The sequence below is a fragment of the Enterobacter sp. NFIX59 genome, assembly GCF_900113755.1.
Taxonomy (GTDB): Bacteria; Pseudomonadota; Gammaproteobacteria; order Enterobacterales; family Enterobacteriaceae; genus Enterobacter; species Enterobacter pseudoroggenkampii.
Genome location: NZ_FOQN01000004.1, coordinates 166,570 through 193,537 on the forward strand (window position 1 = coordinate 166,570; position 26,968 = coordinate 193,537).

At 51.8% G+C, this 26,968-nt stretch carries 28 protein-coding genes, 1 tRNA gene and 1 other annotated feature; of the genes, 15 read left to right on the top strand and 14 right to left on the bottom strand.

The genetic code is table 11. The features are described from left to right. Positions 1-6 precede the first annotated feature (6 nt). The 5 genes from BM007_RS15210 to ugd all read left to right on the top strand — a co-directional run bounded on the left by BM007_RS15210 (position 7) and on the right by ugd (position 5,914). Complete coding sequence (locus tag BM007_RS15210; RefSeq protein WP_175557806.1) at positions 7-1,086, top strand: glycosyltransferase family 4 protein; 1,080 nt, start codon at positions 7-9, stop codon at positions 1,084-1,086. After that, a complete protein-coding gene (locus tag BM007_RS15215; protein ID WP_061714807.1) occupies positions 1,083-1,895 on the top strand; it encodes a glycosyltransferase in 813 nt (270 codons plus the stop codon). The genes BM007_RS15210 and BM007_RS15215 overlap by 4 nt, the downstream gene beginning before the upstream one ends. Before the next feature lie 21 nt (positions 1,896-1,916). Beyond that, positions 1,917-3,005 carry an acyltransferase family protein gene (locus tag BM007_RS15220; RefSeq protein ID WP_061714808.1) on the top strand — a complete coding sequence of 363 codons (1,089 nt, stop codon included), beginning with the start codon at positions 1,917-1,919 and terminating at the stop codon, positions 3,003-3,005. 109 nt (positions 3,006-3,114) lie between these two features. Continuing rightward, positions 3,115-4,521, top strand: a complete 1,407-nt coding sequence (gene gndA / locus BM007_RS15225; protein ID WP_024908082.1) for an NADP-dependent phosphogluconate dehydrogenase — start codon at positions 3,115-3,117, stop codon at positions 4,519-4,521. Positions 4,522-4,747: 226 nt separating this feature from the next. Further along, a complete protein-coding gene (ugd, locus tag BM007_RS15230) occupies positions 4,748-5,914 on the top strand; it encodes a UDP-glucose 6-dehydrogenase (protein WP_090419635.1) in 1,167 nt (388 codons plus the stop codon). A gap of 78 nt (positions 5,915-5,992) precedes the next feature. Here ugd and BM007_RS15235 read toward each other — a convergent pair whose 3' ends face one another. Next, entirely contained in the window at positions 5,993-6,547 is a 555-nt protein-coding gene (locus tag BM007_RS15235) for a GNAT family N-acetyltransferase (RefSeq protein WP_061714810.1), read from the bottom strand. 35 nt (positions 6,548-6,582) lie between these two features. Further along, positions 6,583-7,587 carry an NAD-dependent epimerase gene (locus BM007_RS15240; protein WP_090419638.1) on the bottom strand — a complete coding sequence of 335 codons (1,005 nt, stop codon included), beginning with the start codon at positions 7,585-7,587 and terminating at the stop codon, positions 6,583-6,585. Between the two features lie 193 nt (positions 7,588-7,780). Between BM007_RS15240 and wzzB the strand changes: the two genes are divergently transcribed. Then, on the top strand, positions 7,781-8,761 hold the full coding sequence (gene wzzB, locus BM007_RS15245; protein WP_061714812.1) for an LPS O-antigen chain length determinant protein WzzB: 981 nt from the start codon (positions 7,781-7,783) through the stop codon (positions 8,759-8,761). A gap of 40 nt (positions 8,762-8,801) precedes the next feature. Here the strand turns inward: wzzB and hisIE are convergent, their stop codons facing one another. From hisIE to hisL, 9 genes are all read right to left on the bottom strand, one after another. After that, on the bottom strand, positions 8,802-9,413 hold the full coding sequence (gene hisIE / locus BM007_RS15250; RefSeq protein WP_090419640.1) for a bifunctional phosphoribosyl-AMP cyclohydrolase/phosphoribosyl-ATP diphosphatase HisIE: 612 nt from the start codon (positions 9,411-9,413) through the stop codon (positions 8,802-8,804). Further along, entirely contained in the window at positions 9,407-10,183 is a 777-nt protein-coding gene (gene hisF, locus BM007_RS15255) for an imidazole glycerol phosphate synthase subunit HisF (protein ID WP_048029350.1), read from the bottom strand. Before hisF ends, hisIE begins: the two co-directional genes overlap by 7 nt. After that, positions 10,165-10,902: a 1-(5-phosphoribosyl)-5-[(5-phosphoribosylamino)methylideneamino]imidazole-4-carboxamide isomerase gene (gene hisA, locus BM007_RS15260; RefSeq protein WP_061714815.1), complete on the bottom strand. Its 738-nt coding sequence runs from the start codon at positions 10,900-10,902 to the stop codon at positions 10,165-10,167. Before hisA ends, hisF begins: the two co-directional genes overlap by 19 nt. Further along, positions 10,902-11,492 (bottom strand): imidazole glycerol phosphate synthase subunit HisH, encoded by a 591-nt coding sequence (gene hisH / locus BM007_RS15265; RefSeq protein ID WP_032646447.1) that lies wholly within the window; start codon positions 11,490-11,492, stop codon positions 10,902-10,904. The genes hisA and hisH overlap by 1 nt, the downstream gene beginning before the upstream one ends. Then, positions 11,492-12,559: a bifunctional histidinol-phosphatase/imidazoleglycerol-phosphate dehydratase HisB gene (hisB, locus tag BM007_RS15270; protein ID WP_090419643.1), complete on the bottom strand. Its 1,068-nt coding sequence runs from the start codon at positions 12,557-12,559 to the stop codon at positions 11,492-11,494. The genes hisH and hisB overlap by 1 nt, the downstream gene beginning before the upstream one ends. Further along, positions 12,556-13,617 carry a histidinol-phosphate transaminase gene (gene hisC, locus BM007_RS15275; RefSeq protein WP_090419646.1) on the bottom strand — a complete coding sequence of 354 codons (1,062 nt, stop codon included), beginning with the start codon at positions 13,615-13,617 and terminating at the stop codon, positions 12,556-12,558. Before hisC ends, hisB begins: the two co-directional genes overlap by 4 nt. Next, the gene (hisD, locus tag BM007_RS15280) at positions 13,614-14,918 is read right to left on the bottom strand and encodes a histidinol dehydrogenase (RefSeq protein ID WP_090419887.1); all 1,305 of its coding nucleotides are present in this window, start codon (positions 14,916-14,918) and stop codon (positions 13,614-13,616) included. Before hisD ends, hisC begins: the two co-directional genes overlap by 4 nt. 5 nt (positions 14,919-14,923) lie before the next feature. Next, a complete protein-coding gene (hisG, locus tag BM007_RS15285) occupies positions 14,924-15,823 on the bottom strand; it encodes an ATP phosphoribosyltransferase (protein WP_000886595.1) in 900 nt (299 codons plus the stop codon). Between the two features lie 45 nt (positions 15,824-15,868). Then, positions 15,869-15,992, bottom strand: a sequence feature (His leader region). After that, positions 15,968-16,018: a his operon leader peptide gene (hisL, locus tag BM007_RS23060; protein WP_001364200.1), complete on the bottom strand. Its 51-nt coding sequence runs from the start codon at positions 16,016-16,018 to the stop codon at positions 15,968-15,970. (Overlaps the previous feature by 25 nt.) Before the next feature lie 175 nt (positions 16,019-16,193). Here hisL and BM007_RS15290 point away from each other — a divergent pair, with 175 nt between their 5' ends. From BM007_RS15290 to plaP, 4 genes are all read left to right on the top strand, one after another. After that, the gene (locus BM007_RS15290; protein WP_032646443.1) at positions 16,194-17,018 is read left to right on the top strand and encodes an SDR family oxidoreductase; all 825 of its coding nucleotides are present in this window, start codon (positions 16,194-16,196) and stop codon (positions 17,016-17,018) included. Positions 17,019-17,059: 41 nt separating this feature from the next. Continuing rightward, the gene (locus tag BM007_RS15295; protein ID WP_024908071.1) at positions 17,060-17,989 is read left to right on the top strand and encodes a LysR substrate-binding domain-containing protein; all 930 of its coding nucleotides are present in this window, start codon (positions 17,060-17,062) and stop codon (positions 17,987-17,989) included. Positions 17,990-18,208: 219 nt separating this feature from the next. Beyond that, a complete protein-coding gene (gene yoeI / locus BM007_RS23065) occupies positions 18,209-18,271 on the top strand; it encodes a membrane protein YoeI (protein WP_099458931.1) in 63 nt (20 codons plus the stop codon). Then, positions 18,261-19,619, top strand: coding sequence for a putrescine/proton symporter PlaP (gene plaP / locus BM007_RS15300; protein WP_008499462.1), 1,359 nt, complete (start codon positions 18,261-18,263; stop codon positions 19,617-19,619). The genes yoeI and plaP overlap by 11 nt, the downstream gene beginning before the upstream one ends. Before the next feature lie 123 nt (positions 19,620-19,742). Here plaP and sbcB read toward each other — a convergent pair whose 3' ends face one another. Further along, positions 19,743-21,170, bottom strand: coding sequence for an exodeoxyribonuclease I (gene sbcB, locus BM007_RS15305; protein ID WP_175557808.1), 1,428 nt, complete (start codon positions 21,168-21,170; stop codon positions 19,743-19,745). A gap of 207 nt (positions 21,171-21,377) precedes the next feature. Here sbcB and dacD point away from each other — a divergent pair, with 207 nt between their 5' ends. The 4 genes from dacD to BM007_RS15325 all read left to right on the top strand — a co-directional run bounded on the left by dacD (position 21,378) and on the right by BM007_RS15325 (position 24,782). Further along, the gene (dacD, locus tag BM007_RS15310) at positions 21,378-22,544 is read left to right on the top strand and encodes a serine-type D-Ala-D-Ala carboxypeptidase DacD (protein WP_032646438.1); all 1,167 of its coding nucleotides are present in this window, start codon (positions 21,378-21,380) and stop codon (positions 22,542-22,544) included. Positions 22,545-22,663: 119 nt separating this feature from the next. Beyond that, positions 22,664-23,137: a DNA gyrase inhibitor SbmC gene (sbmC, locus tag BM007_RS15315; RefSeq protein ID WP_024908068.1), complete on the top strand. Its 474-nt coding sequence runs from the start codon at positions 22,664-22,666 to the stop codon at positions 23,135-23,137. 92 nt (positions 23,138-23,229) lie between these two features. Then, positions 23,230-24,288, top strand: a complete 1,059-nt coding sequence (locus BM007_RS15320) for an FUSC family protein (protein WP_024908067.1) — start codon at positions 23,230-23,232, stop codon at positions 24,286-24,288. Between the two features lie 158 nt (positions 24,289-24,446). Next, on the top strand, positions 24,447-24,782 hold the full coding sequence (locus tag BM007_RS15325) for a DUF496 family protein (RefSeq protein WP_008499467.1): 336 nt from the start codon (positions 24,447-24,449) through the stop codon (positions 24,780-24,782). Positions 24,783-24,829: 47 nt separating this feature from the next. Here BM007_RS15325 and BM007_RS15330 read toward each other — a convergent pair whose 3' ends face one another. Next, complete coding sequence (locus BM007_RS15330) at positions 24,830-25,165, bottom strand: gamma-glutamylcyclotransferase family protein (RefSeq protein WP_024908066.1); 336 nt, start codon at positions 25,163-25,165, stop codon at positions 24,830-24,832. Between the two features lie 53 nt (positions 25,166-25,218). Next, positions 25,219-25,294 (bottom strand) — tRNA-Asn (locus BM007_RS15335). 161 nt (positions 25,295-25,455) lie between these two features. Here BM007_RS15335 and emmdR point away from each other — a divergent pair. Continuing rightward, positions 25,456-26,910, top strand: coding sequence for a multidrug efflux MATE transporter EmmdR (emmdR, locus tag BM007_RS15340; RefSeq protein WP_139210916.1), 1,455 nt, complete (start codon positions 25,456-25,458; stop codon positions 26,908-26,910). Positions 26,911-26,968: the final 58 nt, after the last annotated feature.

The window sequence follows — 26,968 nt, forward strand, 5'->3', positions numbered from 1 at the left end:
ATACCTATGAAAATAGCAATGATATTACCTAGCCTTGCAAAAAGTGGTCCTGGGATTCAAGTGGAAGCTTTGTGCAAGCTGCTTACAGCACAGGGTTGTTATGTAGAAATATTTTATTTGCGTGAAAACACAAAGAACAAACTCAATTTTGTTGGGATAAAGAAAAATAGGGTGGATTTTTCTTTAGGTACCATTAATAAATTTCGTGGGTTCGATATTGTTCACAGCCATGGTTTTTTCCCTGATTTATTACTTGTATTGCTGCGCTGCTCTGGAATGAGAGCAGCATTTGTAACAACAATGCATAACTTTCTTAAAGAGGATATATTTTCAAGATATAAACCAATGAAAGCAAGAATATCTGTCTTTTTATGGAAGCTTGTTCTCTCATTTATCCCTAATAAATTTGTATTCACATCGATAGCGAAAAATTATTACAGTTCTTTTTCAAATGGAGATGTTTATATTGTTAGCAGTGGAATCGATGTGTTAGCAGTTGAAAGTAAAATTGAGGAAAGCTCAGTTCTTGAAGATGAATATATTGAAGCCGCCGCCTCTTTAGTAAAACGAAATCTGAAAATTATTGGTTCAACTTCTATTATTACATCAGGGAAGCATCTGGATACCATCGTCCATGCCCTACCTTTTTTACCGAATCATGCCGCTATTTTTGTCGGCGGTGGTGCCAGGGAAAAAGAGTTAATAGATCTAGCCATTAGTTTGAAGGTTTATGATCGTTGCATATTTACTGGGTTTAGAGCAAACCCACTCCCTTATCTTAAGACATTTGATATTTATGCAATGCCAAGTTCAAGTGAATCCTTTGGGCTAAGTTTATTTGAAGCCATAATTGCTAAGCTTCCAATTATATGTCGTGATTTGCCAGTTTATAGAGAACTCCTGGAAAATGACAATATCTGTTTCTTTGATGGTACTGTTTCAGATTTCGTTAAAGTAGTTAACTCCATGGATACTTGCAATGAAGAATTGATTTCGTCTTTATATAATATGGTTAGTCAAAATTATGACATGTCAGTCGTTGCATCAAAATACCGTGCTTGCTATAGGGATTTAATAAAGAAATGATCGATTTTAGTGTTCTAATGTCCTTATATACTAAAGAGACCCCTGGTAATTTGGAGCAATGCTTTGAAAGTCTTTTTAATCAAACCTATCAAGCTAACGAAATTATTGTAGTGCTGGATGGGCCGATAAACGAACAATTACACTCCGTCATAAATAAGTGGGCGGAGATTTTACCACTACATATTGTTCCACTACCAAATAATGTTGGTTTAGGCAATGCGCTTAATATTGGAATGAAGAGTTGTAATCATGCTCTAATTGCGAGAATGGATACCGATGATATTTGTGTGCCAAATCGCTTTGAGCTTCAGATAAGAAAGTTTAGTGAATCCCCTGAACTTTGTATTTTAGGAGGGGCAATCAGCGAATTTGAAAACGACATTAATATTTCTACCGGCGTTCGAAAAGTACCTGAAACGCATGTGGATATTTTGAAATATGCAGTTTTAAAAAACCCCTTTAATCATATGACGGTTATGTTCAAAAAAGATGAAATTATGAGCGTTGGTGGTTATATGCATCACCATTTTATGGAGGACTATAATTTATGGCTAAGAGTTTTATCAAAAGGGAAAACTGTAGGTAATATAGCTGATATATTAGTCTACGCAAGAACTGGAAATGCTATGTTAAACCGTCGTCGTGGTTTGTCTTATATCCACAGCGAGTTAATACTGGCGAGACTTAAACATAAACTTGGTTTTCAAAATTTTTTATCCGCTTCGTGCATCTTGTTGTTGCGCTCTCTTCCAAGATTGTTGCCAATAACCCTATTTAGAAAAATATATTCAGTCATGCGGAAGCAATGAAAATTCATAGGTTATTTTTTAATGTTAAATAAACATATCTTTAGTTTAACATCACTACGTTTTTTTGCAGCAGTTGGCGTATTTCTGCATCATCTAGGCGTTCTTAATTCAGTTGACAATCCAATAATAAAATCTTTCGCAAGATATTTTTTTTCTGGCTATGCTGGAGTTACTTTTTTTTACATATTGTCCGGTTTTATAATATCGTATAGCTTCAGGAAACATAAAGCGGATGGGTATTTTGATTCTAAGGATTTTATTTTCTTTAGAGTCGTTAGGATATTTCCTGTCCATTGGTTAACATTGTTGTTTTCTTTTTTTGTTTTTAGCCATTTCTCTAATTTTGACTTTTTGCACATCATTGCTCTTATTTTTAACTTTTTTTTGCTGCATGCATTTATTCCATTGGAAGATGTTTATTTTTCATTTAATCCAGTGAGTTGGAGTCTTTCTTGCGAACTTTTCTTTTATTGTAGCTTTGTGTTTTTAGTAGTGTTAAAAACTCGTTTTTTACTAATTTTGTTAGCAATGATACTAGTGCTTCAATTTTATTTCTTGATTCACCCACAAGACCTAGTATCTGATCACTGGCTGTTCTACATAAACCCTTTCTTTAGAATTAATGGATTCATTATTGGTATGCTTTTATGTCGCATGCATGTTTCAAAAATGCCTGTATTGTCTGAAAGTATGTTTAGTTTCATGGAGATATTATCAGTTATTTTGTTAGGGTTGACGTTGTATCTTTCTACTAATTTTATTTCTGATATGAATTTACGCTATGATTTGCTATTTATACCCGCAATGGCATTTATGGTGTTTGTTTTTTCTTATGACGGCGGGGTCATTTCTAAATTATTATCGCATCGTTGTTTTGTTCTTTTAGGAGAGGCATCATTCTCTTTTTATATGATTCATTTAATTGTCATAAGGGTTATTTTTAAAATAACAAATGACAATCATGCTGATGATATCTTAGCTATAATGTTGACGGCTTTAACTGCATTTATTTTGTCTGTTTTAGGATCTGTTATTATATTTAAATTATTCGAGGTTCCTGTTAATAAAGCACTGCGAAATCGATGGTTAAAATTCAGATACAAAAAATAAGGGTTTAGTGTCATCGCTATACTTTGTTCCCAAACTCACATCTTAACTGTATAATCACCATATCTCATATTTAGAAATTACAACTATTCACACCTGACAGGAGTATGTAATGTCCAAGCAACAGATCGGCGTTGTCGGTATGGCAGTGATGGGGCGCAACCTGGCGCTCAACATCGAAAGCCGTGGTTATACCGTCTCCGTTTTCAACCGCTCCCGTGATAAGACCGAAGAAGTGATTGCCGAGAATCCAGGCAAGAAACTGGTTCCTTTCTATACGGTGAAAGAGTTCGTTGAGTCTCTGGAAACGCCTCGTCGTATCCTGTTAATGGTGAAAGCGGGCGCAGGTACCGATGCAGCGATTGACTCCCTGAAGCCTTACCTCGAAAAAGGTGACATCATCATTGATGGCGGTAACACCTTCTTCCAGGACACCATTCGTCGTAACCGTGAACTGTCCGCAGAAGGCTTCAACTTCATCGGTACCGGTGTTTCCGGTGGTGAAGAGGGCGCGCTGAAAGGCCCATCCATCATGCCTGGCGGCCAGAAAGACGCATACGAACTGGTTGCACCTATCCTGACCAAAATCGCAGCCGTGGCTGAAGATGGTGAGCCTTGCGTAACCTATATCGGTGCGGACGGTGCAGGTCACTATGTGAAAATGGTGCACAACGGTATCGAATACGGCGACATGCAGCTGATCGCTGAAGCTTATTCCCTGCTGAAAGGCGGTCTGAACCTCTCTAACGAAGAGCTGGCTGAAACCTTTACCGAGTGGAACAAAGGCGAGCTTAACAGCTACCTGATTGACATCACCAAAGATATCTTCACGAAAAAAGATGAAGAGGGTAAATACCTGGTTGATGTGATTCTGGATGAAGCAGCGAACAAAGGTACCGGTAAATGGACCAGCCAGAGCTCTCTGGATCTGGGCGAACCGCTGTCTCTGATCACCGAATCTGTCTTCGCGCGTTACATTTCTTCCCTGAAAGAGCAGCGCGTCGCGGCGTCTAAAGTGCTGTCTGGCCCACAGGCTAAACCAGCAGGCGATAAAGCAGAATTCGTTGAAAAAGTGCGTCGTGCACTTTACCTGGGTAAAATCGTTTCTTACGCGCAGGGCTTCTCTCAGCTGCGTGCGGCATCAGACGAGAACAACTGGGACCTGAATTACGGTGAGATTGCGAAGATCTTCCGTGCGGGCTGTATCATTCGTGCCCAGTTCCTGCAGAAAATCACCGATGCCTATGCTGAAAATGCCGGTATCGCCAACCTGCTTCTGGCACCGTACTTCAAGAAGATTGCGGACGAATACCAGCAGGCGCTGCGTGACGTGGTTGCCTACGCTGTTCAGAACGGTATTCCGGTTCCAACCTTCTCTGCTGCAGTAGCCTACTACGACAGCTACCGTGCGGCCGTTCTGCCTGCTAACCTGATTCAGGCGCAGCGTGACTACTTTGGCGCGCATACCTACAAGCGCACTGATAAAGAAGGCGTATTCCATACCGAGTGGATGGAATGAGTTAACGCACTCGCTGTCATCGCAACCCGGAGCTCGTCTCCGGGTTTTTTTATGCAAAAACTGCTGCCTTATATTCGAAGTAGTCTGAATCTCATCCCACTCGAAGTGATTACTCCTGGTTTGCCTTGACAGTTCTGTTTGCCAGGAGGTACAAAGCCCAACAGTTATGTTTATCGCGATGGTCAGGTGACCATCAGTACAATTAACTCATAGAAGTCATTAGCGAATGAAAATAACAATTTCCGGAACAGGGTATGTCGGTCTCTCTAACGGCATTCTGATTGCTCAAAACCACGAAGTGGTTGCACTGGATATCGTGCAGGCCAAAGTGGACATGCTCAATCAGAAAAAATCGCCGATTGTCGATAAAGAAATCCAGGACTATCTCAGCAATAAGCCGCTGAATTTCCGCGCCACGACTGACAAAGAAGATGCATATCGCGATGCGGATTACGTCATCATTGCGACGCCTACTGACTACGATCCCAAAACCAACTACTTCAACACCTCAACCGTCGAAGCGGTGATCAAAGACGTTATCGCGATCAACCCTCGTGCGGTGATGGTCATTAAGTCAACGATTCCTGTTGGTTTCACTAAATCCATCAAAGAGAAGTTTGGGATTGATAACATCTTCTTCTCGCCGGAGTTCCTGCGCGAGGGGAGAGCACTTTACGATAACCTGCATCCTTCGCGTATTGTTATTGGCGAACGCTCTGAGCGTGCTGAGCGCTTTGCCGTGCTGCTTCAGGAAGGGGCGCTTAAGAAAGATATTCAGGTGTTGTTTACCGACTCCACTGAAGCTGAGGCGATTAAGCTCTTCGCGAATACCTATCTGGCAATGCGAGTGGCTTATTTCAATGAGCTCGACAGTTACGCAGAGAGTCTTGGACTGAACACCCGTCAGATTATTGAAGGGGTGTGTCTCGATCCGCGCATTGGTAATCACTACAACAACCCTTCATTTGGCTACGGTGGCTACTGTCTGCCAAAAGACACCAAGCAACTGCTGGCAAACTACCAGGCTGTGCCAAACAACCTGATATCGGCGATTGTTGATGCTAACCGTACACGTAAAGATTTTATCTCCGATTCCATCCTTGCGCGTCAACCGAAAGTCGTCGGCGTATACCGTCTGATCATGAAGAGTGGCTCCGATAACTTCCGCGCTTCTTCTATTCAGGGGATCATGAAGCGCATTAAGGCGAAAGGGGTTGAGGTTGTTATCTATGAGCCAGCCATGCCGGAGGATCAGTTCTTCAATTCACGGGTGATCCGCGATCTGGACGCATTTAAGAAAGAAGCCGATGTCATCATTTCAAACCGCATGGCGGAAGAGTTGGCTGACGTGGCGGATAAAGTGTATACCCGCGATCTGTTTGGTAGTGATTAATAAAAAATGTTCTTTAAAAGGACAGACAGTAATGGTCTGTCCTTTTTTATATTTGATGTTAATTGAGGAAAATGTCTTTTATTTAATTAAAATATGCTGAGGAAGGTATTTCTTAAATTTATTCATTGAGTCCTGAATACTGTCTTTCGAAATAGTGAAAAGAATATCATCTTCTGTTTCTTTTTGACGAACAGCACCGAAACGCTCGTGGAACCTAATGACAGAAAGATTACCTTTACGGACATCGAAGTGGGCGCGGGTAAAACCTAATTTCAACGCGTAGTAGTAGACTAAAAGCGCCGACTCAATTGCGAAATGTGAAGGTGCATCCTCATGAATGACCCATGATCCCCAGCAGAAAGAATCTTGTTGCTGATCATAAATTCTTACCGTACCAAAAGGTATATCTTCGAGATCGGTAATGATAAAGTAGGCTTGACCCTCACTTTTCAGATAACCTTCGATCCATTTTTCTTGTGCCTTAGTATCATCAGAGGTCGTGCTTATAAATCGACCCTTTTTCTCATTCGTTCTCAGCGCAACAATGAAAGCTGCGTCATCGATTTTTACATTTCGAAGTTTAACAGAGCGACCTACGATAAGATCTGTCTGGTGAATTACTGGAATAGACATAGCAGTTCCTTTTTGCGTAGACATATTGAATGTATTCAAATTTTATAGAAACGTTTGTACCAGTCTACAAAGTTCTTCACCCCATCTTTAACCGAGGTTTGCGGTTTAAATCCGATCGCGTCATAAAGTGGCTGGGTATCGGCGCTGGTTTCCAGAACATCCCCGGCCTGGAGTGGCATCATATTTTTTTCCGCTTTTTTACCCAGGGCCTCTTCCAGAGCGGTGATGTAGTCCATCAGCTCTACTGGTGAACTGTTGCCGATGTTATAAACCCGATAAGGCGCTGAGCTGGTCGCAGGTGAGCCGGCCTCAACGGTCCAGTTTGGGTCTGACCGAGGAATAACATCCTGAAGGCGAATAATGGCTTCAGCGATATCATCAATGTACGTGAAGTCGCGCTTCATCTTACCGTAGTTATAGACATCGATGCTTTTGCCTTCAATCATCGCCTTGGTAAACTTAAACAGTGCCATGTCAGGGCGTCCCCACGGACCGTATACGGTAAAGAAGCGCAGCCCAGTTGTCGGCAGGTTGTAGAGATGCGAATAGGTGTGCGACATCAGCTCATTGGCTTTTTTGGTCGCGGCATAAAGCGAAACCGGGTGATCCACGGAATCGTCAGTCGAGAAGGGCATCTTGCGGTTGAGGCCATATACGGAGCTGGATGAGGCATAAAGCAGATGCTGAACGTTGTTATGGCGGCAGCCTTCCAGCACGTTGAGATGACCAATAATGTTGGCATCAGCATACACATGTGGGTTTTCAAGGGAGTAGCGTACGCCAGCCTGCGCGGCAAGATGAATCACACGATCAAACTTCTCACTGGCGAAAAGCGTGACCATACCTTCCCGGTCAGCTAAGTCCAGCTTGTGAAAGGTGAAACTCTCAGATTTTAACAGTTCCAGGCGTGCCAGCTTCAGGTTGACATCGTAGTATTCATTAAGGTTATCAATACCGACAACCTGATGACCGGCCTCAAGGAGGCGTTTACTGACATTTGCACCGATAAAACCAGCTGCACCCGTTACCAGAAATTTCATCTCTTCCCTCATAGCCTATATTCTTACAGATGCCATAGCGCATCACATGGCCTCTATGATACCGCGAAGGGAGGTAAGTTACATAACCGATCTTTCCGATATTACTCATCGGATTCTTATAGAAAAATTGCCAGCAATAGATAAACTATGCGAACAACATTATGTTTGCCCTTTTTCATCTGTTAGGGATTGTATGACACAAAACAACAATAGCCAGGTCAGCCGAAGCAATGACCCTGAGCAAATTGATTTATTTGATTTAGTACTGCAACTGTGGCGTGGAAAGTGGACGATAGCAGTCTTTGTTGTTGTTTTTATTGCCCTTGCTATTGGTTTTTTATCTATTGTAAAGGAAAAATGGACGTCAAGTGCAATTATTGCACAACCTGATGCTGCTCAGATAGCCAGCTATTCTAATGCATTGAATATCCTCTACGGTACCGCAGCACCTTCAATGCTTGATAATCAAACACGTGCTATTGGTCGTTTTAACTCCTCATTCTCCGCGTTGTCGCAGGCGCTGGAAAATCAGTCAGTGCCTGAAAAACTTACCATTGAGCCCACGGTTAAAGGACAGCCGTTACCATTAAGCGTCTCCTATACCAGTACATCCGCAGAAGCCGCACAAAAGCAATTGGCGCAGTATATCCAGCAGGTCGATGAGCAAACGGCGAAAGAACTTGCCGTTGACCTTAAGGACAACATCAAGGAACAGATAAAAACCCTGAATGACTCCCTGCAAAACCAGGAGAAGGTTGCTCAGGAGCAAAAAGATCTGCGTATCAAACAGATTGCTGAGGCACTCAAGAACGCTGAAGCAGCGAAAATAACCTCGCCGCAGGTCCAGCAAACCCAAGAAGTGACTCAGGAAACATTGTTCCTGCTGGGTAGCGAGGGGCTGAAATCGATGATTGACAATGAGGCTTCTCGTCCGCTGGTCTTCCCAACGGCCTATTACCAGACCAAGCGAAATCTGTTGGACATCCAGAATCTGAATGTAAACCCTGACACGATCCACGTTTACCGGTATGTCATGAAGCCGGAACTCCCAGTACATCGTGACAGTCCGAAAAAAGCGGTTGTTCTGATTCTTGCCGTGCTGCTGGGTGGTATTATCGGTTCAGGTTTCGTGCTTGGCCGTAACGCCTTACGCAACTACAAACCAAAAGCCTGATTTGCAGATTAAAAAAAACCGGGGATATACCCCGGTTTTTTTATTTGTGACGCTTACGAAGATTCTCTATCACCGCCGTCAAATCCAGCTCCTGATCCTGCAGCAGCACCAGCAGGTGATACATCAAATCAGACGCTTCATTCGTCAGTTCCTCGCGGTCATGCACCGTCGCGGCCAGCGCGGTCTCAACGCCTTCTTCTCCTACCTTCTGTGCGATACGCTTGGTTCCGCTGGCGTACAGCTTCGCGGTATAAGAACTCTCCGGATCCGCCGTTTTACGCTCTGCCAGCAGCTGTTCCAGTTGATACAGGAACAACCACTGGTGGCTCGTCTCACCGAAGCAGCTGTTGGTGCCCTTGTGGCAGGTCGGCCCGATCGGATTGACCAGCACCAGCAGGGTGTCGTTATCGCAGTCAGGCGTTATGCTGACCACATTCAGGAAATGACCCGAGGTTTCCCCTTTGGTCCACAGACGCTGTTTCGTGCGCGAGAAAAACGTCACTTTGCCGCTGTCGATCGTTTTTTCCAGCGCGTCCTGGTTCATATACCCCAGCATCAGCACTTCGCCTGAGACGGCATGCTGGACAACTACCGGCAGTAATCCGTCCGTTTTTTTCCAGTCCAGCTGCGCCTGTTGTTGCTCTGTTAACATACCCTGATCTCCACGCCCTGGTCGGCCAGGTACGTTTTTAGCTCACCAATATTAATAATCTGTTTGTGGAACACGGACGCGGCCAGCGCACCGTCCACGTTGGCATCGCGGAAGGCTTCGAGGAAGTGCTCCATGGTGCCCGCGCCGCCGGAGGCGATCAGCGGAACGTGGCAAACCGCACGGACTTTTTTCAGCTGCTCGAGATCATACCCGTTACGCACGCCATCCTGGTTCATCATGTTGAGGACAATCTCGCCCGCGCCACGCTTCTGCACTTCCTGCACCCAGTCGAGCGTTTCCCACTGCGTCACGCGGGTGCGGCTTTCATCTCCCGTATACTGATTGACGTGGTACTTGCCCGTTGCGGCGTCATACCAGGTGTCGATCCCAACCACAATACACTGCACGCCAAAACGATCGGCAAGGCGGGTGATCAGCTCCGGGTCGGCCAGGGCAGGGGAATTGATGGAAATCTTGTCGGCACCAAACGAGAGAATTTGGGCCGCATCGTCAGCGGATTTAATCCCGCCCGCCACGCAGAACGGAATATCGATCACTTCCGCCACGCGAGCTACCCAGCTTTTGTCGACTACGCGGCCATCGCTGGACGCGGTAATATCGTAGAACACCAGCTCGTCTGCGCCTTCATCAGCATAGCGTTTTGCCAGCGGAACGATGTCGCCAATGATCTCGTGGTTGCGGAACTGCACGCCTTTCACGACCTGGCCGTCACGTACGTCCAGGCAAGGGATTATCCGTTTTGCCAGCATTGAATCGCCTCCGTCACAGTAAATTTACCTTCCAGCAGGGCTCGGCCTACAATCACGCCCTGTACGCCCGTTCCGCGCAGCGCGGCAATATCGTTTAAATCACCAATTCCGCCCGAAGACTGGAAGGCTACCTGCGGATAACGCGCACAGACCTCTTCATACAGCGAGACGTTGGAGCCCGCCAGCGTGCCGTCGCGAGAGATGTCCGTGCATAACACGTGCTTCAGGCCAACGGGGAGATACATCTCGACCAGCGCCTCCAGCGTCACGCCGGAGTTTTCCTGCCAGCCGCTGACCGCCACCTGCTTATTACCCTGTTCATCAATGCGCACGTCCAGTGCCAGCACCAGAGCGTCGGCGCCAAAGCGGCGGAACCAGCCTTTTACAATCTCAGGCTCTTTCACGGCGGTTGAACCGACCACCACGCGCGCTACGCCCGCGTCCAGCAGCGCCGCAACGTCATTTTCCGTACGCACGCCGCCGCCGACCTGTACCGGCACATCAACACCGGCGACCAGATTTTTCAGCAGGGGGATCTGTCGCTTCGCCGGGTCTTTCGCGCCCGTCAAATCCACCAGATGCAGCACCTGCGCACCCTGGGCGGCATAATCCTGCAGACGCGGCAGCGGGTCGTTTCCGTAGTCGCGCTGCTGGCCATAATCGCCCTGGTGGAGACGAACAACCGTGCCGTCAATTAAATCTAAAGCGGGAATAATCATCACATCTCCAGGAAGTTTTTCAGCAGCTGCGCGCCTGCGGCGCCAGAGCGCTCCGGGTGAAACTGCACGCCGAAGAAATTGTCTTTCTGTACGGCCGCGGTAAACGCCTCGCCGTAGGTGCACTGGGCGATCGTATTCACGTTCACCGGCATGGCGTAGCTGTGCACGAAGTAAAAATACGCACCGTCTTCAATGCCGCGAAAAAGCCTGTCGCCCGCTTTGGCGTACACGCGGTTCCAGCCCATATGCGGCAGAGGCAGGCCGTGATCGGTCATTTTCGGCACGTCTTCGTCGATAATGCCCAGCAGGTCAACGCCGTTGCTCTCTTCGCTGCGGCGGCCCAGGATCTGCATGCCCAGGCAAATCCCCAGCACCGGCTGGGTACAGGCTTTGATCAGATCGACCAGCTCGCGTTCGCGAATCTGATCCATCGCGGCCTGCGCGGTTCCCACGCCCGGTAAAAAGAGTTTGTCTGCACGCAGCACCACGTCCGGGTCACGGCTGACCACCGGCTCGTAGCCGTGGCGCGCAATCGCCGACTTTACGGAGTTCAGGTTGGCGCATCCGGTATCCAGAATCACCACGTTCATTACAGGACTCCTTTTGATGAGGGCAGGGCATCGCCTTCCACGCGGATTGCCTGGCGCAGCGTTCGGCCGAAGGCCTTGAACAGACTCTCTATGCGGTGGTGGTCGTTCTTGCCTTTGGTCTTCAGGTGTAGCGTCAGGCCCATGGTGTAGGACAATGAACGGAAGAAGTGCTCCACCATTTCGGTGCTCAGATCGCCCACGCGCTGGTAATTGAAGTCTGCTTTATATTCCAGGTGCGGACGACCTGAGATGTCCATCGCGCAGCGCGCCAGGCACTCGTCCATCGGCAGGACAAAGCCAAAACGGTTGATGCCGCGTTTATCACCAAGCGCCAGCTTGAGAGCTTCGCCCAGCGCCAGGCCGGTATCTTCCACGGTGTGGTGATCGTCAATATAAAGGTCGCCTTTTACCGTGATCTCCATGCGGAAACCGCCGTGGGTGGCAATCTGGTCCAGCATGTGGTCGAAGAAACCGACGCCGGTGTGGATCTTGCTGCCGCCTTCGCGGTCCAGCCAGACCTTCACATCAATCTGCGTCTCTTTGGTGTTGCGTTCAACGTGCGAGAAGCGGTCACGTTTTGTCAGCTGTTCGCCAATCATCGCCCAATTAAGGTTGTTGCGGTCGTAGCGAAGCCCCGCGATGCCCATGTTTTCCGCGAGCGTAATATCGGTGATACGATCGCCGATGACATAGCTGTTGGCCTTATCCAGCACATCCGCCGCCAGATAGCGCTCGACCAGCTTCACCTTTGGCTTACGGCAGTCACACTCGTCGGCCGGCATGTGAGGGCAAATCAGTACCTCATCAAATATCACACCCTGAGAGGTCAGAACCTGCATCATCAGATTATGCGGGCCGTCAAAGTCTGCCTGCGGGAAGCTGTCGGTACCCAGACCGTCCTGGTTGGTGATCATCACCAGCTTGTATCCGGCTTTTTGCAGCTTAAGCAGCACCGGGATTACGTCAGGTTCGAACGCCAGCTTGTCGAATCGGTCGACCTGAAAATCAGCTGGTGGCTCCGAAATAAGGGTGCCGTCACGATCGATGAAAAGGATCTTCTGGGTCATACTTTCTCCGCTTTCAGGGCGTCAATCACGCGCTGGCTCTCTGCACGGGTGCCGATGGTAATGCGCAGGCATCCGCTCAGAGAAGGTTGTTTATTCTGGTCTCGTAAGATAATGCCCTGATCCCATAAAGATTTAAATACGGCGCTGGAAGCGGTAAAGCGCACCAGGATGTAGTTGGTTTCCGAGTCGAACACCTTCTCCACGCACGGGATATCTTTCAGGGCCGTCATCAGGTACTGACGCTCTTCCAGAATTTGCGCCACGCGTTCACGCATGGCGTTGATGCCCTGCGGCGCCAGCGCCTGTGCGGCAATGTCGGCAACCGGCGTGGAGAGGGGGTACGGAGCGATCACCTTCAGCAGCAGGTCGATGACCTCTTTATTGGCCAGCGTAAAGCCGCAGCGCAGGCCCGCGAGGGCGAAAGCCTTCGACAGCGTACGCAGCACCACCAGGTGCGGATACTCTTCAATCCAGCCTGCCAGCGTCGCCTGCGGGCAGAACTCGATGTAGGCTTCGTCGGCCACCACCAGGGCTTTACCGCGCGTCATCTCCAGCAGGGTGCGGATATCCTGCGGGTTGATAATCTGTCCGGTGGGGTTGTTCGGGCTACAGACAAACACGACCTTTACGCCGTCAAGATTGTCGGCAATGCCCTGCAGATCCAGCTGCCAGTTCTCCAGTGAGAGCACGTTGCGGCACGCCACCCCGAAGGTTTCCGCGCTGACGCTGTACATGCCGTAGGTTGGCTGGCAGTACATCACCGCATCTTTGCCCGGCTCGCAGAAGGCGCGGATCAGCAGTTCAATGCCTTCATCCGCGCCGCGGCTGACCAGCACCTGCTCCGGCTTCACGCCCGCGTACTGCGCGTAGTTTTCAATCACCGCTTTTGGCTGACACTCCGGATAGCGGTTCAGCGTTTGCTGCGACAGCTCAAACTGCACCGCCGTTGGATATTCGTTGGCGTTCAGCCAGACATCCCCTTTACCGCCCAGACGACGCGCAGACTGATAGGGCGTCAGGCGACGGACATTTTCGCGGGCTAATTCTTCAATGTTCATGCTTGCTCCTTCAGGGCTGCAACGCGCAGCGTAACGGCATTTTTGTGGGCAGTCAGGCGCTCGGCGGCGGCCAGGGTTTCAATAGTAGACGCCAGTGAGGCAAACCCTTCGCGGGAGAGTTCCTGCACGGTCATGCGTTTCTGGAAATCCGCCAGGCCCAGGCTGGAACAGGTTGAGGTATAGCCATACGTTGGCAGCACGTGGTTGGTGCCGGAGGCGTAATCGCCCGCAGACTCCGGTGACCAGTCGCCGAGGAACACCGAGCCCGCGCTGGTAATGCTGTCGACCAGATCGCGCGCGTTGCGGGTCTGAATAATCAGGTGCTCCGGGCCGTACTGGTTAGAAATGGCAATGCACTGGTCCAGGTCGCGCGCCACAATCAGGCGGCTGGCCGCTAACGCCTGGCGTGCCGTGTCGGCGCGGGGCAGGTCGGCAAGCTGACGCTCCACGGCTTCGCCTACGCGTTTTGCTATATCGGCATCCGGCGTCAGCAGGATGACCTGCGAGTCCGGGCCGTGTTCCGCCTGGGAAAGCAGGTCAGACGCCACGAAGTCCGGCGTGGCGCCGCTGTCGGCAATCACCAGCACTTCAGACGGACCGGCAGGCATATCGATGGCCGCACCGTCCAGACGCTGGCTGACCTGGCGCTTAGCTTCGGTCACATACGCATTGCCAGGGCCAAAGATTTTGTCGACCTTGGGAATGGAATCCGTGCCGAACGCCAGGGCGGAAATCGCCTGCGCGCCGCCCACTTTATAGACCGCCTGCACGCCGCACAGCTTCGCCGCATACAGAATCTCGTCGGCAATCGGTGGCGGTGAGCAAAGCACCACTTTCTGACACCCGGCAATGCGCGCGGGTGTCGCCAGCATCAGTACGGTGGAGAAAAGCGGGGCAGAGCCGCCGGGAATATAGAGACCGACGGAGGCAACCGGGCGGGTTACCTGCTGGCAACGCACGCCGGGCAGGGTTTCGACATCTACGGTCTGCAGCTTTTGCGCGGTGTGGAAGGTATCAATATTTTTCACCGCAACGGCCATCGCCTGCTTGATGTCGTCACCCAGACGATTGCTGGCATCCATGATTTCCTGCTCGGTAACCCGTAATGCGCCGACTTCCGTCTTATCAAACTTTGCGCTGTATTCACGCAGCGCGTCATCGCCGCGGGCTTTGACGCTATCCAGAATCTCCGCTACGGTGCGCGAGATGCTTTCAGAGGCGGAAATCGCCGGGCGCATCAGCAGCTCGCGCTGCTGTGCGTCGCTACAGGTATTCCAGTCGATGATTGTGTTAAAGCTCATGGCCATTACTCCATCATCTTCTCAATCGGCAGCACCAGGATGGAGCTTGCGCCCAGCGCCTTCAGTTTTTCCATGGTTTCCCAGAACAGGGTTTCGCTGCTCACCATGTGCATCGCCACGCGCTGCTGATCGCCCGCCAGCGGCAGGATGGTTGGACGCTCGGCGCCAGGCAGCAGGGCAATCACTTCATCCAGACGCTCGGTCGGGGCGTGCATCATAATGTACTTGGACTCACGCGCCTGAATTACGCCCTGAATACGGGTCAGCAGTTTGTCGATCAGCTGCTGCTTAGCGTCGGCCATCTCGCCGTCACGCTGAATCAGGCACGCTTTGGAGCGGTAGATCACTTCCACTTCGCGCAGACCGTTCGCTTCCAGCGTCGCGCCGGTAGAGACGAGGTCACAGATGGCGTCCGCCAGACCCGCACGCGGGGCCACTTCAACAGAGCCGTTCAGCAGACAGGATTTAAACTGCACGCCTTTCTGATCCAGATAACGCTTTAACAGGTGAGGGTAGGAGGTGGCGATACGTTTGCCGTTCAGCGCGGCCGGACCGTCCCAGGCTTCATCAACCGGCGTCGCCAGCGACAGGCGGCAGCCGCCGAAGTCCAGACGACGCAGGGTGAAGTAACGTGGGTCTTCGCCCTGCGCGCGGCGGGTCAGCAGCTCTTCTTCCAGCACGTTTTCCCCGATGATGCCGAGGTCAACGACGCCATCCATGACCAGGCCGGGAATATCGTCATCACGCACGCGCAGAATGTCGATGGGCATGTTTTCAGCCAGAGCAATCAGGCGCTGGGTGTGCAGGTTAATTTTAATCCCGCAGCGGGCCAGCAATTCGCGTGAATCGTCACTCAAACGGCCTGATTTTTGAATAGCTATGCGTAAACGTGAGTTATCTAACATTCTTTATTCCTCGTTAACCTGTTTTAACCTGTCTGAATTCGGTCCAAAAAAAAGCCCCCGGAAGAAGATCTTCCGGGGGCTTTCTCATGCGTTCATGCACCACTGGAAGATCCAAACGTCTTCCAGCACACATCGCCTGAAAGACTAGTCAGGATGATGGTGATGATGGTGGTGTTTAAATTGAACGCGTGTCATATAAATTCTCGATGAATGCTTATTCATTTGATGTCTTTTAACGTAAACCAGTTGTACGACATATTGCAAGGGCTTTTTTTGATCATTAATTCATTTCATATTGATGCTATGAATTGTGTGTTCTGCCGGGCTGGCGTAGCCTTATAAAAGACGAGTGAGAGTCAGGAGAATTCGCATGAAAAAGGTCGCGATTGTCGGTTTAGGATGGCTGGGAATGCCGCTGGCGATGTCATTAGCCGCGAAAGGCTGGCAGGTGACCGGGAGCAAAACCACGGCGGATGGGGTAGAGGCAGCGCGCATGTGCGGTATTGATGGCGTTGAACTGCGTCTTGAACCGGAACTGGTGTGTGACGCTGACGACCTGGACACGCTGATGAACGTCGATGCGCTGGTGATCACTCTCCCCGCACGGCGCAGTGGCCCGGGCGAGTCGTTTTATCTGCAGGCGATGCAGGAGATTGTCGACAGCGCGCTGGCGCACCATGTTCCCCGCATCATTTTTACCAGCTCGACCTCGGTCTATGGTGAGGTTGAGGGCGTGGTGAAAGAAAATTCCGAGCGCCGTCCCGTTACGGCCAGCGGTCAGGTTCTGAAAGAGCTGGAAGACTGGCTGCATAATCTTCCCGGCACGCAGGTTGATATCGTACGTCTGGCGGGGCTGGTGGGCCCTGGCCGTCATCCGGGACGTTTTTTCGCCGGGAAGTCTGCGCCAGATGGCCAGCATGTTGTCAATCTTGTGCATCTTGACGATGTTGTTGCCGCGATTGAGCTACTCTTACAGGCTCCGAAAGGTGGACACATCTATAATATATGTGCACCGTCTCATCCGGCGCGCAGCACGTTTTACCCGCTGATGGCACGTCAGCTGGGCCTGGCGCCGCCGGTCTTTGGTGAGGCAAAGGATGACAGTAAAGGCAAAATTGTTGATGGCAATCGCATTTGTCATGAGCTGGGGTTTGAGTATCAGTATCCCGATCCGCTGGTGATGCCCATGGAATAAGTCCCGCAGCGGAGACGATCGCACACCAGAAGGGGGCGAGCATGAAACCGCTGCTGGATGTTCTTATTATTCTGGATGCACTGGAAAAAGAGGGGAGCTTTGCCGCTGCGTCGGCAAAGCTCTACAAAACCCCATCTGCGTTGAGCTATACCGTTCAAAAACTTGAAAGCGATCTCAATATCCAGATCCTCGATCGCTCCGGGCATCGAGCCCGTTTTACCCGTACCGGGCAAATGCTGCTGGAAAAGGGACGGGAAGTCCTCCACACCGTTCGTGAACTCGAAAAACAGGCCGTAAAACTCCATCAGGGCTGGGAAAACGAGCTGGTGATTGGCGTGGATGATACCTTTCCCTTTTCTCTCCTGACGCCGCTGATTGAGGCCTTCTATCAACACCACAGCGTGACGCGGCTGATCTTTATCAACGGCGTGCTGGGGGGCTCCTGGGATGCCTTAACTCAGGGTAGGGCGGATATTTTTGTCGGTGCACTCCACGAGCCTCCCCAGTTGAGCGAGTTTGGTTTTGCGCGTCTGGGCGTGCTGGAGCAGGTGTTCGCCGTGGCGCCCCATCATCCGCTGGCTCAGGAGCCTGAACCGCTTAACCGCCGCGTGATTAAAGGCTACCGCGCGATTGTGGTGGGGGACAGCTCTCGTCCGGAATGTGCGGTTTCCTCGCAGCTGCTTGACGAGCAGGAGGCTATCACCGTTTTCGACTTTAAAACCAAGCTGGAGCTGCAAATCAGCGGCCTGGGCTGCGGCTATTTACCCCGCTATCTGGCACAGCGGTACATTGACAGCGGTGCGCTTGTTGAAAAACAGGTACTTGCTCAAAACAGCCATGAATCGGTATGGGTGGGCTGGAATGAACAGACCTCCGGGCTGGCCAGCGCCTGGTGGCGGGACGAAATTTTAGCAAATAGTGCTATCGCCGCTGTATATGCTCAGGGCAGTGTCGAGAAATCAGCCAGTTAGGAAAAAGAAAATTACCCGCTGCGTTGCAAAGTATTGCCTTTTGTATCCGATGTGGGGCAAAATGCCGCCGCTGCAACCAAATGAATAATCGACGATATAAAAGGCGTCGGTTATTTTTTTTTGCATGTACGAAACGAAACTAAAAACCAAGAGGCCGGGCTTCGTACCGGATAGATATTTACTAAAATCCGACAGTTGTTGTCGCTGAGGAAGAAAGAAATGGGGCAATTTTTCGCTTACGTGGCGGTTATTACCGTAAAGGAGAATAACTATGTCGCATAACGCAACTCCAAACACCTCTCGCGTGGAATTACGTAAAACGCTTACGTTGATTCCGGTTGTTATGATGGGCCTGGCCTATATGCAACCAATGACGCTGTTCGATACATTCGGTATCGTATCGGGCCTCACCGACGGTCATGTGCCGACGGCTTACGGCTTCGCGCTGATTGCGATCCTCTTTACCGCGCTGAGCTACGGTAAGCTGGTGCGTCGCTATCCGTCTGCCGGATCCGCCTACACCTATGCCCAGAAATCCATCAGCCCGACGGTTGGCTTTATGGTGGGCTGGTCTTCGCTGCTCGACTACCTGTTCGCGCCGATGATCAACATTCTGCTGGCAAAAATCTATTTTGAAGCGCTGGTGCCGTCGATTCCCTCCTGGATGTTCGTCGTGGCGCTGGTGGCCTTTATGACGGCCTTTAACCTGCGCAGCATCAAGTCCGTTGCCAACTTTAACTCCGTTATCGTTGTGCTTCAGGTTGTCCTGATTGCCGTTATTCTTGGCATGGTGATCTATGGCGTGTTCCACGGTGAAGGCGCTGGCACGCTGGCGAGCAGCAAACCGTTCTGGTCTGGTGATGCGCATGTGATCCCGATGATTACCGGGGCAACCATTCTGTGCTTCTCCTTTACCGGTTTTGACGGGATCAGCAACCTGTCTGAAGAAACCAAAGATGCAGAGCGCGTGATCCCGCGCGCCATCTTCCTGACGGCGCTGATTGGCGGTCTGATTTTTATTTTCTCGACCTATTTCCTGCAGCTGTACTTCCCGGATATCTCTCGCTTCAAGGATCCGGATGCATCTCAGCCGGAAATTATGCTGTATGTGGCGGGTAAAGCGTTCCAGGTTGGCGCGCTGATCTTCTCCACCATCACCGTACTGGCGTCCGGTATGGCCGCGCATGCAGGCGTTGCGCGTCTGATGTACGTAATGGGTCGCGATGGCGTATTCCCGAAAAGCTTCTTCGGCTACGTGCATCCAACCTGGCGTACCCCGGCGATGAACATTATCCTGGTCGGTGCGATCGCGCTTCTGGCAATTAACTTTGACCTGGTGATGGCAACGGCGCTGATTAACTTCGGTGCGCTGGTGGCGTTTACCTTTGTTAACCTGTCGGTTATCTCTCAGTTCTGGATCCGTGAAAAGCGTAACAAGACGCTGAAAGATCACTTCCAGTATCTGTTCCTGCCGATGTGTGGTGCACTGACCGTGGGCGCGCTGTGGGTTAACCTGGAAGAGAGCTCGATGGTGCTTGGCCTGATTTGGGCGGGTATCGGCCTGGTTTACCTGGCCTGCGTCACGAAGAGTTTCCGTAACCCGGTTCCTCAGTACGAAGACGTCGCGTAAGACTGTGTCGGGTGGCGGCTACGCCTTACCCGACCTACATACCCCGTAGGCCCGCGTAAGCGCAGCGCCACCGGGCAAAAAAAAAGCCGGAGACATCGCCTCCGGCTTTTTTATACCCATCGATCAAACTATCTCTTGCGCGTACTGGTACAGGGATTTCAGCAGCGCCTGTTTCTCAGCATTCCCTTCATACTGGCCATAAAGCATTTCCAGCTCCTGGGCGTAGCTGTGCAGATATTCTGGCGTAAACACGTTACGACGGTGCTGCAGCCAGCGTTCCTGCTCTGCTTCATCCAGGGTTCCCGGGTAATTACGCGCGCGGTAATTAAACATCAGCTTTTCGATGCGCTTATCAGCGAAGGTGATATCCAGCGCAGGTAAGTTGCGCGGCTCGGTTTGCAGAACGATATTCATGGCCGCGCGATCGGCATCACTGAAGAAACCGTTATAGAGCTGGGCGTCCACGTTTTCAGACGGCACGAACGGCTCGGCTTCGGCAAAGATGGCGACCACTTTCTCGCGCACCTGCGGATTTTCACGCAGCACTTTGAGATTATCGAGGCAGTGCTGGCGGTTAATGCCGAGTCTGTCCGCATCTTCCGGGCGCAGCGTATTCGCCTGCGCCAGGACCGGACATTTATTGATATGCACCAGTTTGACCGGCACCGCAGGCAGATCGCCGAGTTCATTCTTCGGCGTGTACAGCCGTTCACGCAGGGTATCGCTGTCGAGCTCCAGCAACGGTGAAATATCGCCCGCCAAATCCACCATGATGACCGCATTACGGTTGTCCGGATGCCACGCCAGCGGCGCGACCCAGCTGGTATTGCCGCGCCATGCGCCAAACATGCCGGAAATATGCACCAGCGGCTTCATCTGCGGCACATCAATCAGCGTGGTCAACTTCTGTTTACTGCGGTGGCTCAGCAGATACTCGAACAGCCGGGGCTGTGCGCTTTTCACCAGCTTCGCCATGGCAATGGTGGCATAGACGTCCGCCATCGCGTCGTGGGCATTGCTGTGCTCAATGCCGTTGGCGCGCGTCAGGTGTTCCAGCCGGAAGCTGGTCAGCCCTTCCTCATTTTCCGGCCAGTGAATGCCCTCAGGACGCAGGGCGTAGCAGGCGCGCATGATGTCGAGCAAATCCCAGCGCGAATTGCGGTTCTGCCAGCTCCAGGCATAGGGATCGTAGAAGTTACGATAGAAGATGTTGCGCGTCACTTCGTCATCGAAGCGGATGTTGTTGTAACCGACCACGCAGGTGTTGGGGACGGTAAACAAGTCGTGGATGCGTCGGGCGAATTCTGCCTCGTTAACGCCTTTTTCCCGCGCTTCCTGAGGGGTGATCCCGGTGACCATGACCGCGCCGGGCTGCGGCAGATAGTCATCCGCAGGCTTGCAGTAAAAGACCTCGGGCTCGCCAATGATGTTGAATTCGTCGTCGGTACGGATGGCGGCAAACTGCGCCGGTCGGTCCAGCGCCGGGTGCGTGCCAAAGGTTTCGTAATCGTGGAACAAAAAAGTCGGGCGAGCGGCAGAGTCAGACACCAGTAATACCATCCTGTTAAAAAATGACGTCACTATGGTAAACGATCGTGCGGGTCAGACCGAATAAAAAGCACCGCCGCGTCGCAAATTTGCGCGCCAGCTTCAGAGAAAAATCTGCGTTCTGTCACATTTTTTTGCAATTAAGCCAGGTAACGACATCAGAACTCCCGTAAAAAGGTCATCGATTTTTAATGACCTGAGGATATACCGTTGAAACGCCGTCTGTTTATTGCTGTTTCTTTACTCGCTTCGAGTGTCTCATCTGCTTTTGCGGCCGAACCACTGGATTTTTCGCCGCAGCCTCCGGCCATTCAGGCTGGCTCCTGGGTGCTGATGGATTACACGACTGGTCAGATTTTAACGGCGGGCAACGAACATCAACAACGTAATCCGGCGAGCCTGACCAAGCTGATGACGGGCTATGTGGTGGATCGGGCCATTGATAGCCACCGCATTACCCCGGATGACATCGTCACCGTAGGACGTGATGCCTGGGCAAAAGGGAACCCGGTGTTTGACGGTTCATCGCTGATGTTCCTGAAAGAGGGCGATCGCGTCTCCGTGCGCGATCTGAGCCGCGGCCTGATTGTCGATTCCGGCAACGACGCCTGCGTGGCGCTGGCCGATCACGTGGCGGGTGGGCAGCCGCAGTTTGTGAAGATGATGAACGACTACGTGCAGAAGCTGAACCTTCGCGATACGCATTTTGAAACCGTCCACGGGCTGGATGCGCCGGGCCAGCACAGCTCGGCCTATGACCTGGCCGTACTCTCCCGCGCCATCATCCACGGTGAGCCCGAGTTTTATCATATGTACAGCGAAAAGAGCCTGACCTGGAACGGGATCACCCAGCAAAACCGTAACGGCCTGCTGTGGGATAAAACCATGAACGTGGACGGGCTGAAAACAGGGCATACCTCGGGGGCGGGTTTTAACCTGATTGCGTCCGCCGTTGACGGCCAGCGCCGGTTAATCGCGGTAGTGATGGGGGCGGACAGCCCGAAAGGGCGCGAAGATCAGGCCCGGAAACTGCTGCACTGGGGGCAGCAGAATTTCGATACGGTGCAGATCCTGCATAGCGGTAAAAAAGTGGGGACAGAGCGTATCTGGTACGGCGATAAGGAGCAGGTGAAACTGGGTACCGACCAGGACTTCTGGCTGGCCCTGCCGAAAGCGGAAGTGCCCAACATCAAAGCCAAATACGTGCTGGATAAAAAAGAGCTGGAAGCGCCGATTGCCGCGCACCAGCGGGTCGGGGAGATCCAGCTCTACGACCGCGACAAAGTGGTGGCGCACTGGCCGCTGGTGACGCTGGAAGCCGTTGATAAAGGCGGCCTGTTCTCTCGCCTGAGCGATTATCTGCACCACACGCTCTAACGGCAGATGAGCAGACTGGCAGGGTTGCGAGTCTGCTCACATAATAAACACTCCTCGTTTGCTGATAATAGTAATCCGGTTTTATAGTGTATAAATATACAGTAATAAGCGGAGGCAGCATGGACTACAGCATTAAGCAGCAACAGAAACGTAAGATTGCCGGTTTTCATTTGGTCGGACCGTGGGAGCAAACGGTAAAACAGGGCTTTGAACAGCTGGTGATGTGGGTCGACGGGCGTCACATTGAGCCGCTGGAGTGGGTTGCAGTTTACTACGATAACCCGGATGAAGTCCCGCCAGAAAAACTGCGCTGTGATACGGCCGTTACGGTACCGGATGATTTCGTTATCCCGGAAAACAGCGAAGGCGTCATGATGACGGAAATCGCGGCCGGGGATTATGCCGTGGCGACGGCGCGCGTGGAAAACTACGACTTCGCCACGCCGTGGTATCAGTTCTTCAATTCCCTGCTGCAGGACAATAAGTACCAGATGGCGCTCAAACCCTGCTTCGAGCGCTATCTCAATGATGGCAATGCGGACGGTTACTGGGATATCGAAATGTATATCGCGGTAGAGCATAAAACGGTTTAAGCCTGCTAAGTAAAGGGTTTTTCAGCCGGGTGCGATCCGCCCGGCCGAAAACACAGTACAATTGTGATTTGCCGTGTAGCTGGAGAGCGGGTGTGCGTCCCGACAAATCATTAACCCCTTTTGAAATTCGGTTGTACAAACACTACCGCGTGGTGCATGGGTGCCGCATCGCGCTGGCTTTCGTGCTGACGTTTGTACTGGTGCGTTTATTGGATGTTCCGGAAGGGACGTGGCCGCTGATCACGCTGGTGGTGGTGATGGGGCCCATCTCGTTTTGGGGGAACGTTGTTCCGCGCGCCCTGGAGCGCATTGGCGGGACCGTGTTAGGTTCGGCTCTGGGGCTTATCGCCCTCAAGCTGGAACTTATCTCGTTTCCGGTGATGCTGGCATGGTGCGGTGCCGCCATGTTCCTGTGCGGCTGGCTGGCGTTGGGTAAAAAGCCGTATCAGGCGCTGCTGATCGGTATTACGCTCGCGGTGGTGGTCGGTGCGCCCGCCGGGGATATGACCACGGCGCTGTGGCGAAGCGGGGATGTCATCCTGGGTTCACTGCTGGCGATGCTCTTCACCGGTATCTGGCCGCAGCGTGCTTTTCTGCACTGGCGTATTCAGATGGCCAGCTACGTCACCGCGTTTAACCGCGTCTATCAAGCCGGTTTTTCCCCGAATCTGGTTGAACGCCCGCGCCTGGAAAAGCACCTGCAGACCATCCTTAACGACGTGGTCAAAATGCGCGGCCTGATCACGCCCGCCAGCAAAGAAACCCATATTCAGAAATCGATTTTTGAAGCCATCCAGACGGTAAGCCGCAATCTGGTCTGCATGCTTGAGCTGCAAATCAACGCACACTGGGCCACGCGCCCCAGCCATCTGTTGATGCTTAACGCGCAGACCCTCAAAGAGACCCAGCAGATGACGCAGCAAACGCTGTTGACCATCGCTCATGCGCTCTATGAAGGGAACCCGCAGCCGATACTGGCCAACAGCGAGCGACTGAACGAGATCGTCGCGGAGCTGAAGCAGTTAATCAATGAACGCCAGAGCGATAACGTGGCGGAAACGCCTATTCATGGCTACGTCTGGCTGAGCATGGAACTGGCGCGGCAGCTTGAGCTGTTATCGCACCTGATTTGCCGGGCGCTGCGCAAATAAAAGGCGTATGTGACGGCTGCTGCTTCGATTCAGCAGCAATTGGGGTTATGATAGCTTTAAACGATATACTCATTGTCATTCGCAGCCGCTGTCAGTAAGGTTATTGTTACAACGGTTGCCTTAACGAATCCGAATCTCACATTATCAGGGGTGTAAAAATGGAAACTACCAAGCCTTCGTTCCAGGATGTTCTGGAATTCGTCCGCCTGTTCCGCCGCAAAAACAAACTGCAGCGTGAAATCCAGGACGTTGAGAAGAAGATCCGTGACAACCAGAAACGTGTTCTGCTGCTCGACAACCTGAGCGACTACATCAAGCCAGGCATGAGCGTTGAAGCTATTCAGGGCATCATCGCCAGCATGAAGAGCGACTATGAAGACCGTGTTGATGACTACATCATCAAAAACGCTGAGCTGTCCAAAGAGCGTCGCGACATCTCCAAGAAGCTGAAAGTGATGGGCGAAATCAAAAACGGCGAAGCAAAAAGCGAGTAATCGCAGCGAATAGTGAAAAAGGCTCTCTGGTGACAGAGAGCCTTTTTTTATGACGCAGAATGGGGCTGTAGCTGATAAATCCAGGCCTGGACCTGCTTGCCTTCAGCAGTGGTCACCGTGACCTCAACCCGATCGTAGCCGTCTTCAAACTCATCCAGCATTGGCCAGTGTGCGGCAAGGCTATCAGAGATAAACAGATAGCCTTCGACGCGGGGTCCGTTAGGGTGGAGCACGATCCCCGGAAAGTCCGCCGCAGCGCCCCAGCCGCGTTCGTAAAACGTACCGGATACGGAACCGGCCAGCCATTCGCCGCCAATCTTTTCAAGAATATGCGCATTAGAGTGGCCCGGTCGCAGCGTGCCGTAGACAAACAGAGCGTTCATTTTCCCTCATCCGCAAAGCAAAAAGCCTGCTTTAAAAGCAGGCTTTTTAAATTTGGCTCCTCTGACTGGACTCGAACCAGTGACATACGGATTAACAGTCCGCCGTTCTACCGACTGAACTACAGAGGAATCGTTGTGGAGGCTTATCTTAGCGGCGAAAAAAGTTTTGTCAAACCTGATCTTAGGGAAAATCGACTGATTGCTGATTCTGTCGTCAGTTTGTTGTAATTCCACACATCTTTTTCCGGAAAATACTTTGCAGGATGAGCATTTCTCCCCCATCATTTGAAATGGAGTTTCAACTTTTCTCGCTAAGGTCCATTTTGAACGTTACTGCCTCCTTACGCCAGGCGATCGTGCGCACGCCATGGTATGCAAAACGTAAAAGCTATCGGGTTCTCTTCTGGCGTGAAATCACCCCTCTTGCCGTGCCTATCTTCCTGGAAAATACCTGCGTTTTGCTGATGGGGGTCCTGAGCACCTTCCTGGTGAGCTGGCTGGGGAAAGAGGCGATGGCCGGGGTGGGGCTGGCGGACAGCTTTAACATGGTGGTGATCTCGTTCTTTGCCGCCATAGACCTCGGGACGACGGTGGTGGTGGCCTTTAGCCTCGGCAAGCTTGACCCCAAACGTGCACGCGAGGCGGCCCGCCAGTCGCTGATGATCATGACCATTTTTTCGATTGTTCTGGCGGCGGTAATCCACTATTTCGGCAAAGAGATTATCGACTTTGTCGCCGGGGAGGCCACGAATGAGGTTAAAGACCTGGCGCTGACCTACCTGGAAATGACCGTCATCAGCTATCCGGCGGCGGCCATTGCGCTGATTGGTAGCGGTGCGCTGCGCGGGGCGGGCAACACCAAAATTCCGCTGCTGATCAACGGCGGAATGAATATCCTGAATATCATTATCAGCAGCGTTCTGATCTACGGTGTGTTCTCATGGGACGGGCTGGGGTTCGTCGGCGCCGGACTGGGGCTGACCATTTCACGCTATATCGGTGCGGCTGCCATCATCGGGGTGCTGATGGCGGGGATCACCCCCTCGCTACGTCTGACGCTGAAAAGTTATTTCCGCCCCTTTAATTTCGCCATTATCTGGGAAGTGATGGGGATCGGCATTCCTGCAAGCATTGAGTCGGTGTTGTTTAACGGCGGGAAATTGCTGACGCAGATGTTTGTCGCCGGCATGGGCACCGACGTGATCGCCGGTAACTTCATCGCCTTCTCCATCGCCTCGCTAATTAACCTGCCGGGTAACGCGCTGGGCTCTGCATCAACCATCATCACCGGGAAACGGCTCGGGAAAGGGCAGATAGGCCAGGCGGAGCGGCAGCTGCGGCACGTCTTCTGGCTGTCGACCATTGGACTGACCGTGATTGCCTGGGGAACCGCCCCGTTTGCCGGGCTGATGGCCTCGTTTTATACCCACGAAGACGACGTTAAAGAGGTCGTTAAGATCCTCATCTGGCTCAATGCGGCCTTTATGCCCATCTGGGCGGCCTCATGGGTACTGCCCGCCGGGCTAAAGGGCGCGCGCGATGCCCGTTTTGCGATGTGGGTGTCGATGCTAGGCATGTGGGGATGTCGCGTCGTGGCGGGGTATACGCTCGGGGTGATGCTCGGATGGGGAGTGGTCGGCGTCTGGCTGGGGATGTTCCTCGACTGGGCCGTGCGGGGCGCGCTGTTCTACTGGCGGATGGTCAGCGGGCGCTGGCTGTGGAAATATCCGCGAAAAAATGCCTGACAATTGCGCGAAATGGAGAATAATTCGGCAAACGATCGGAAATATGCATTCTGCCTTT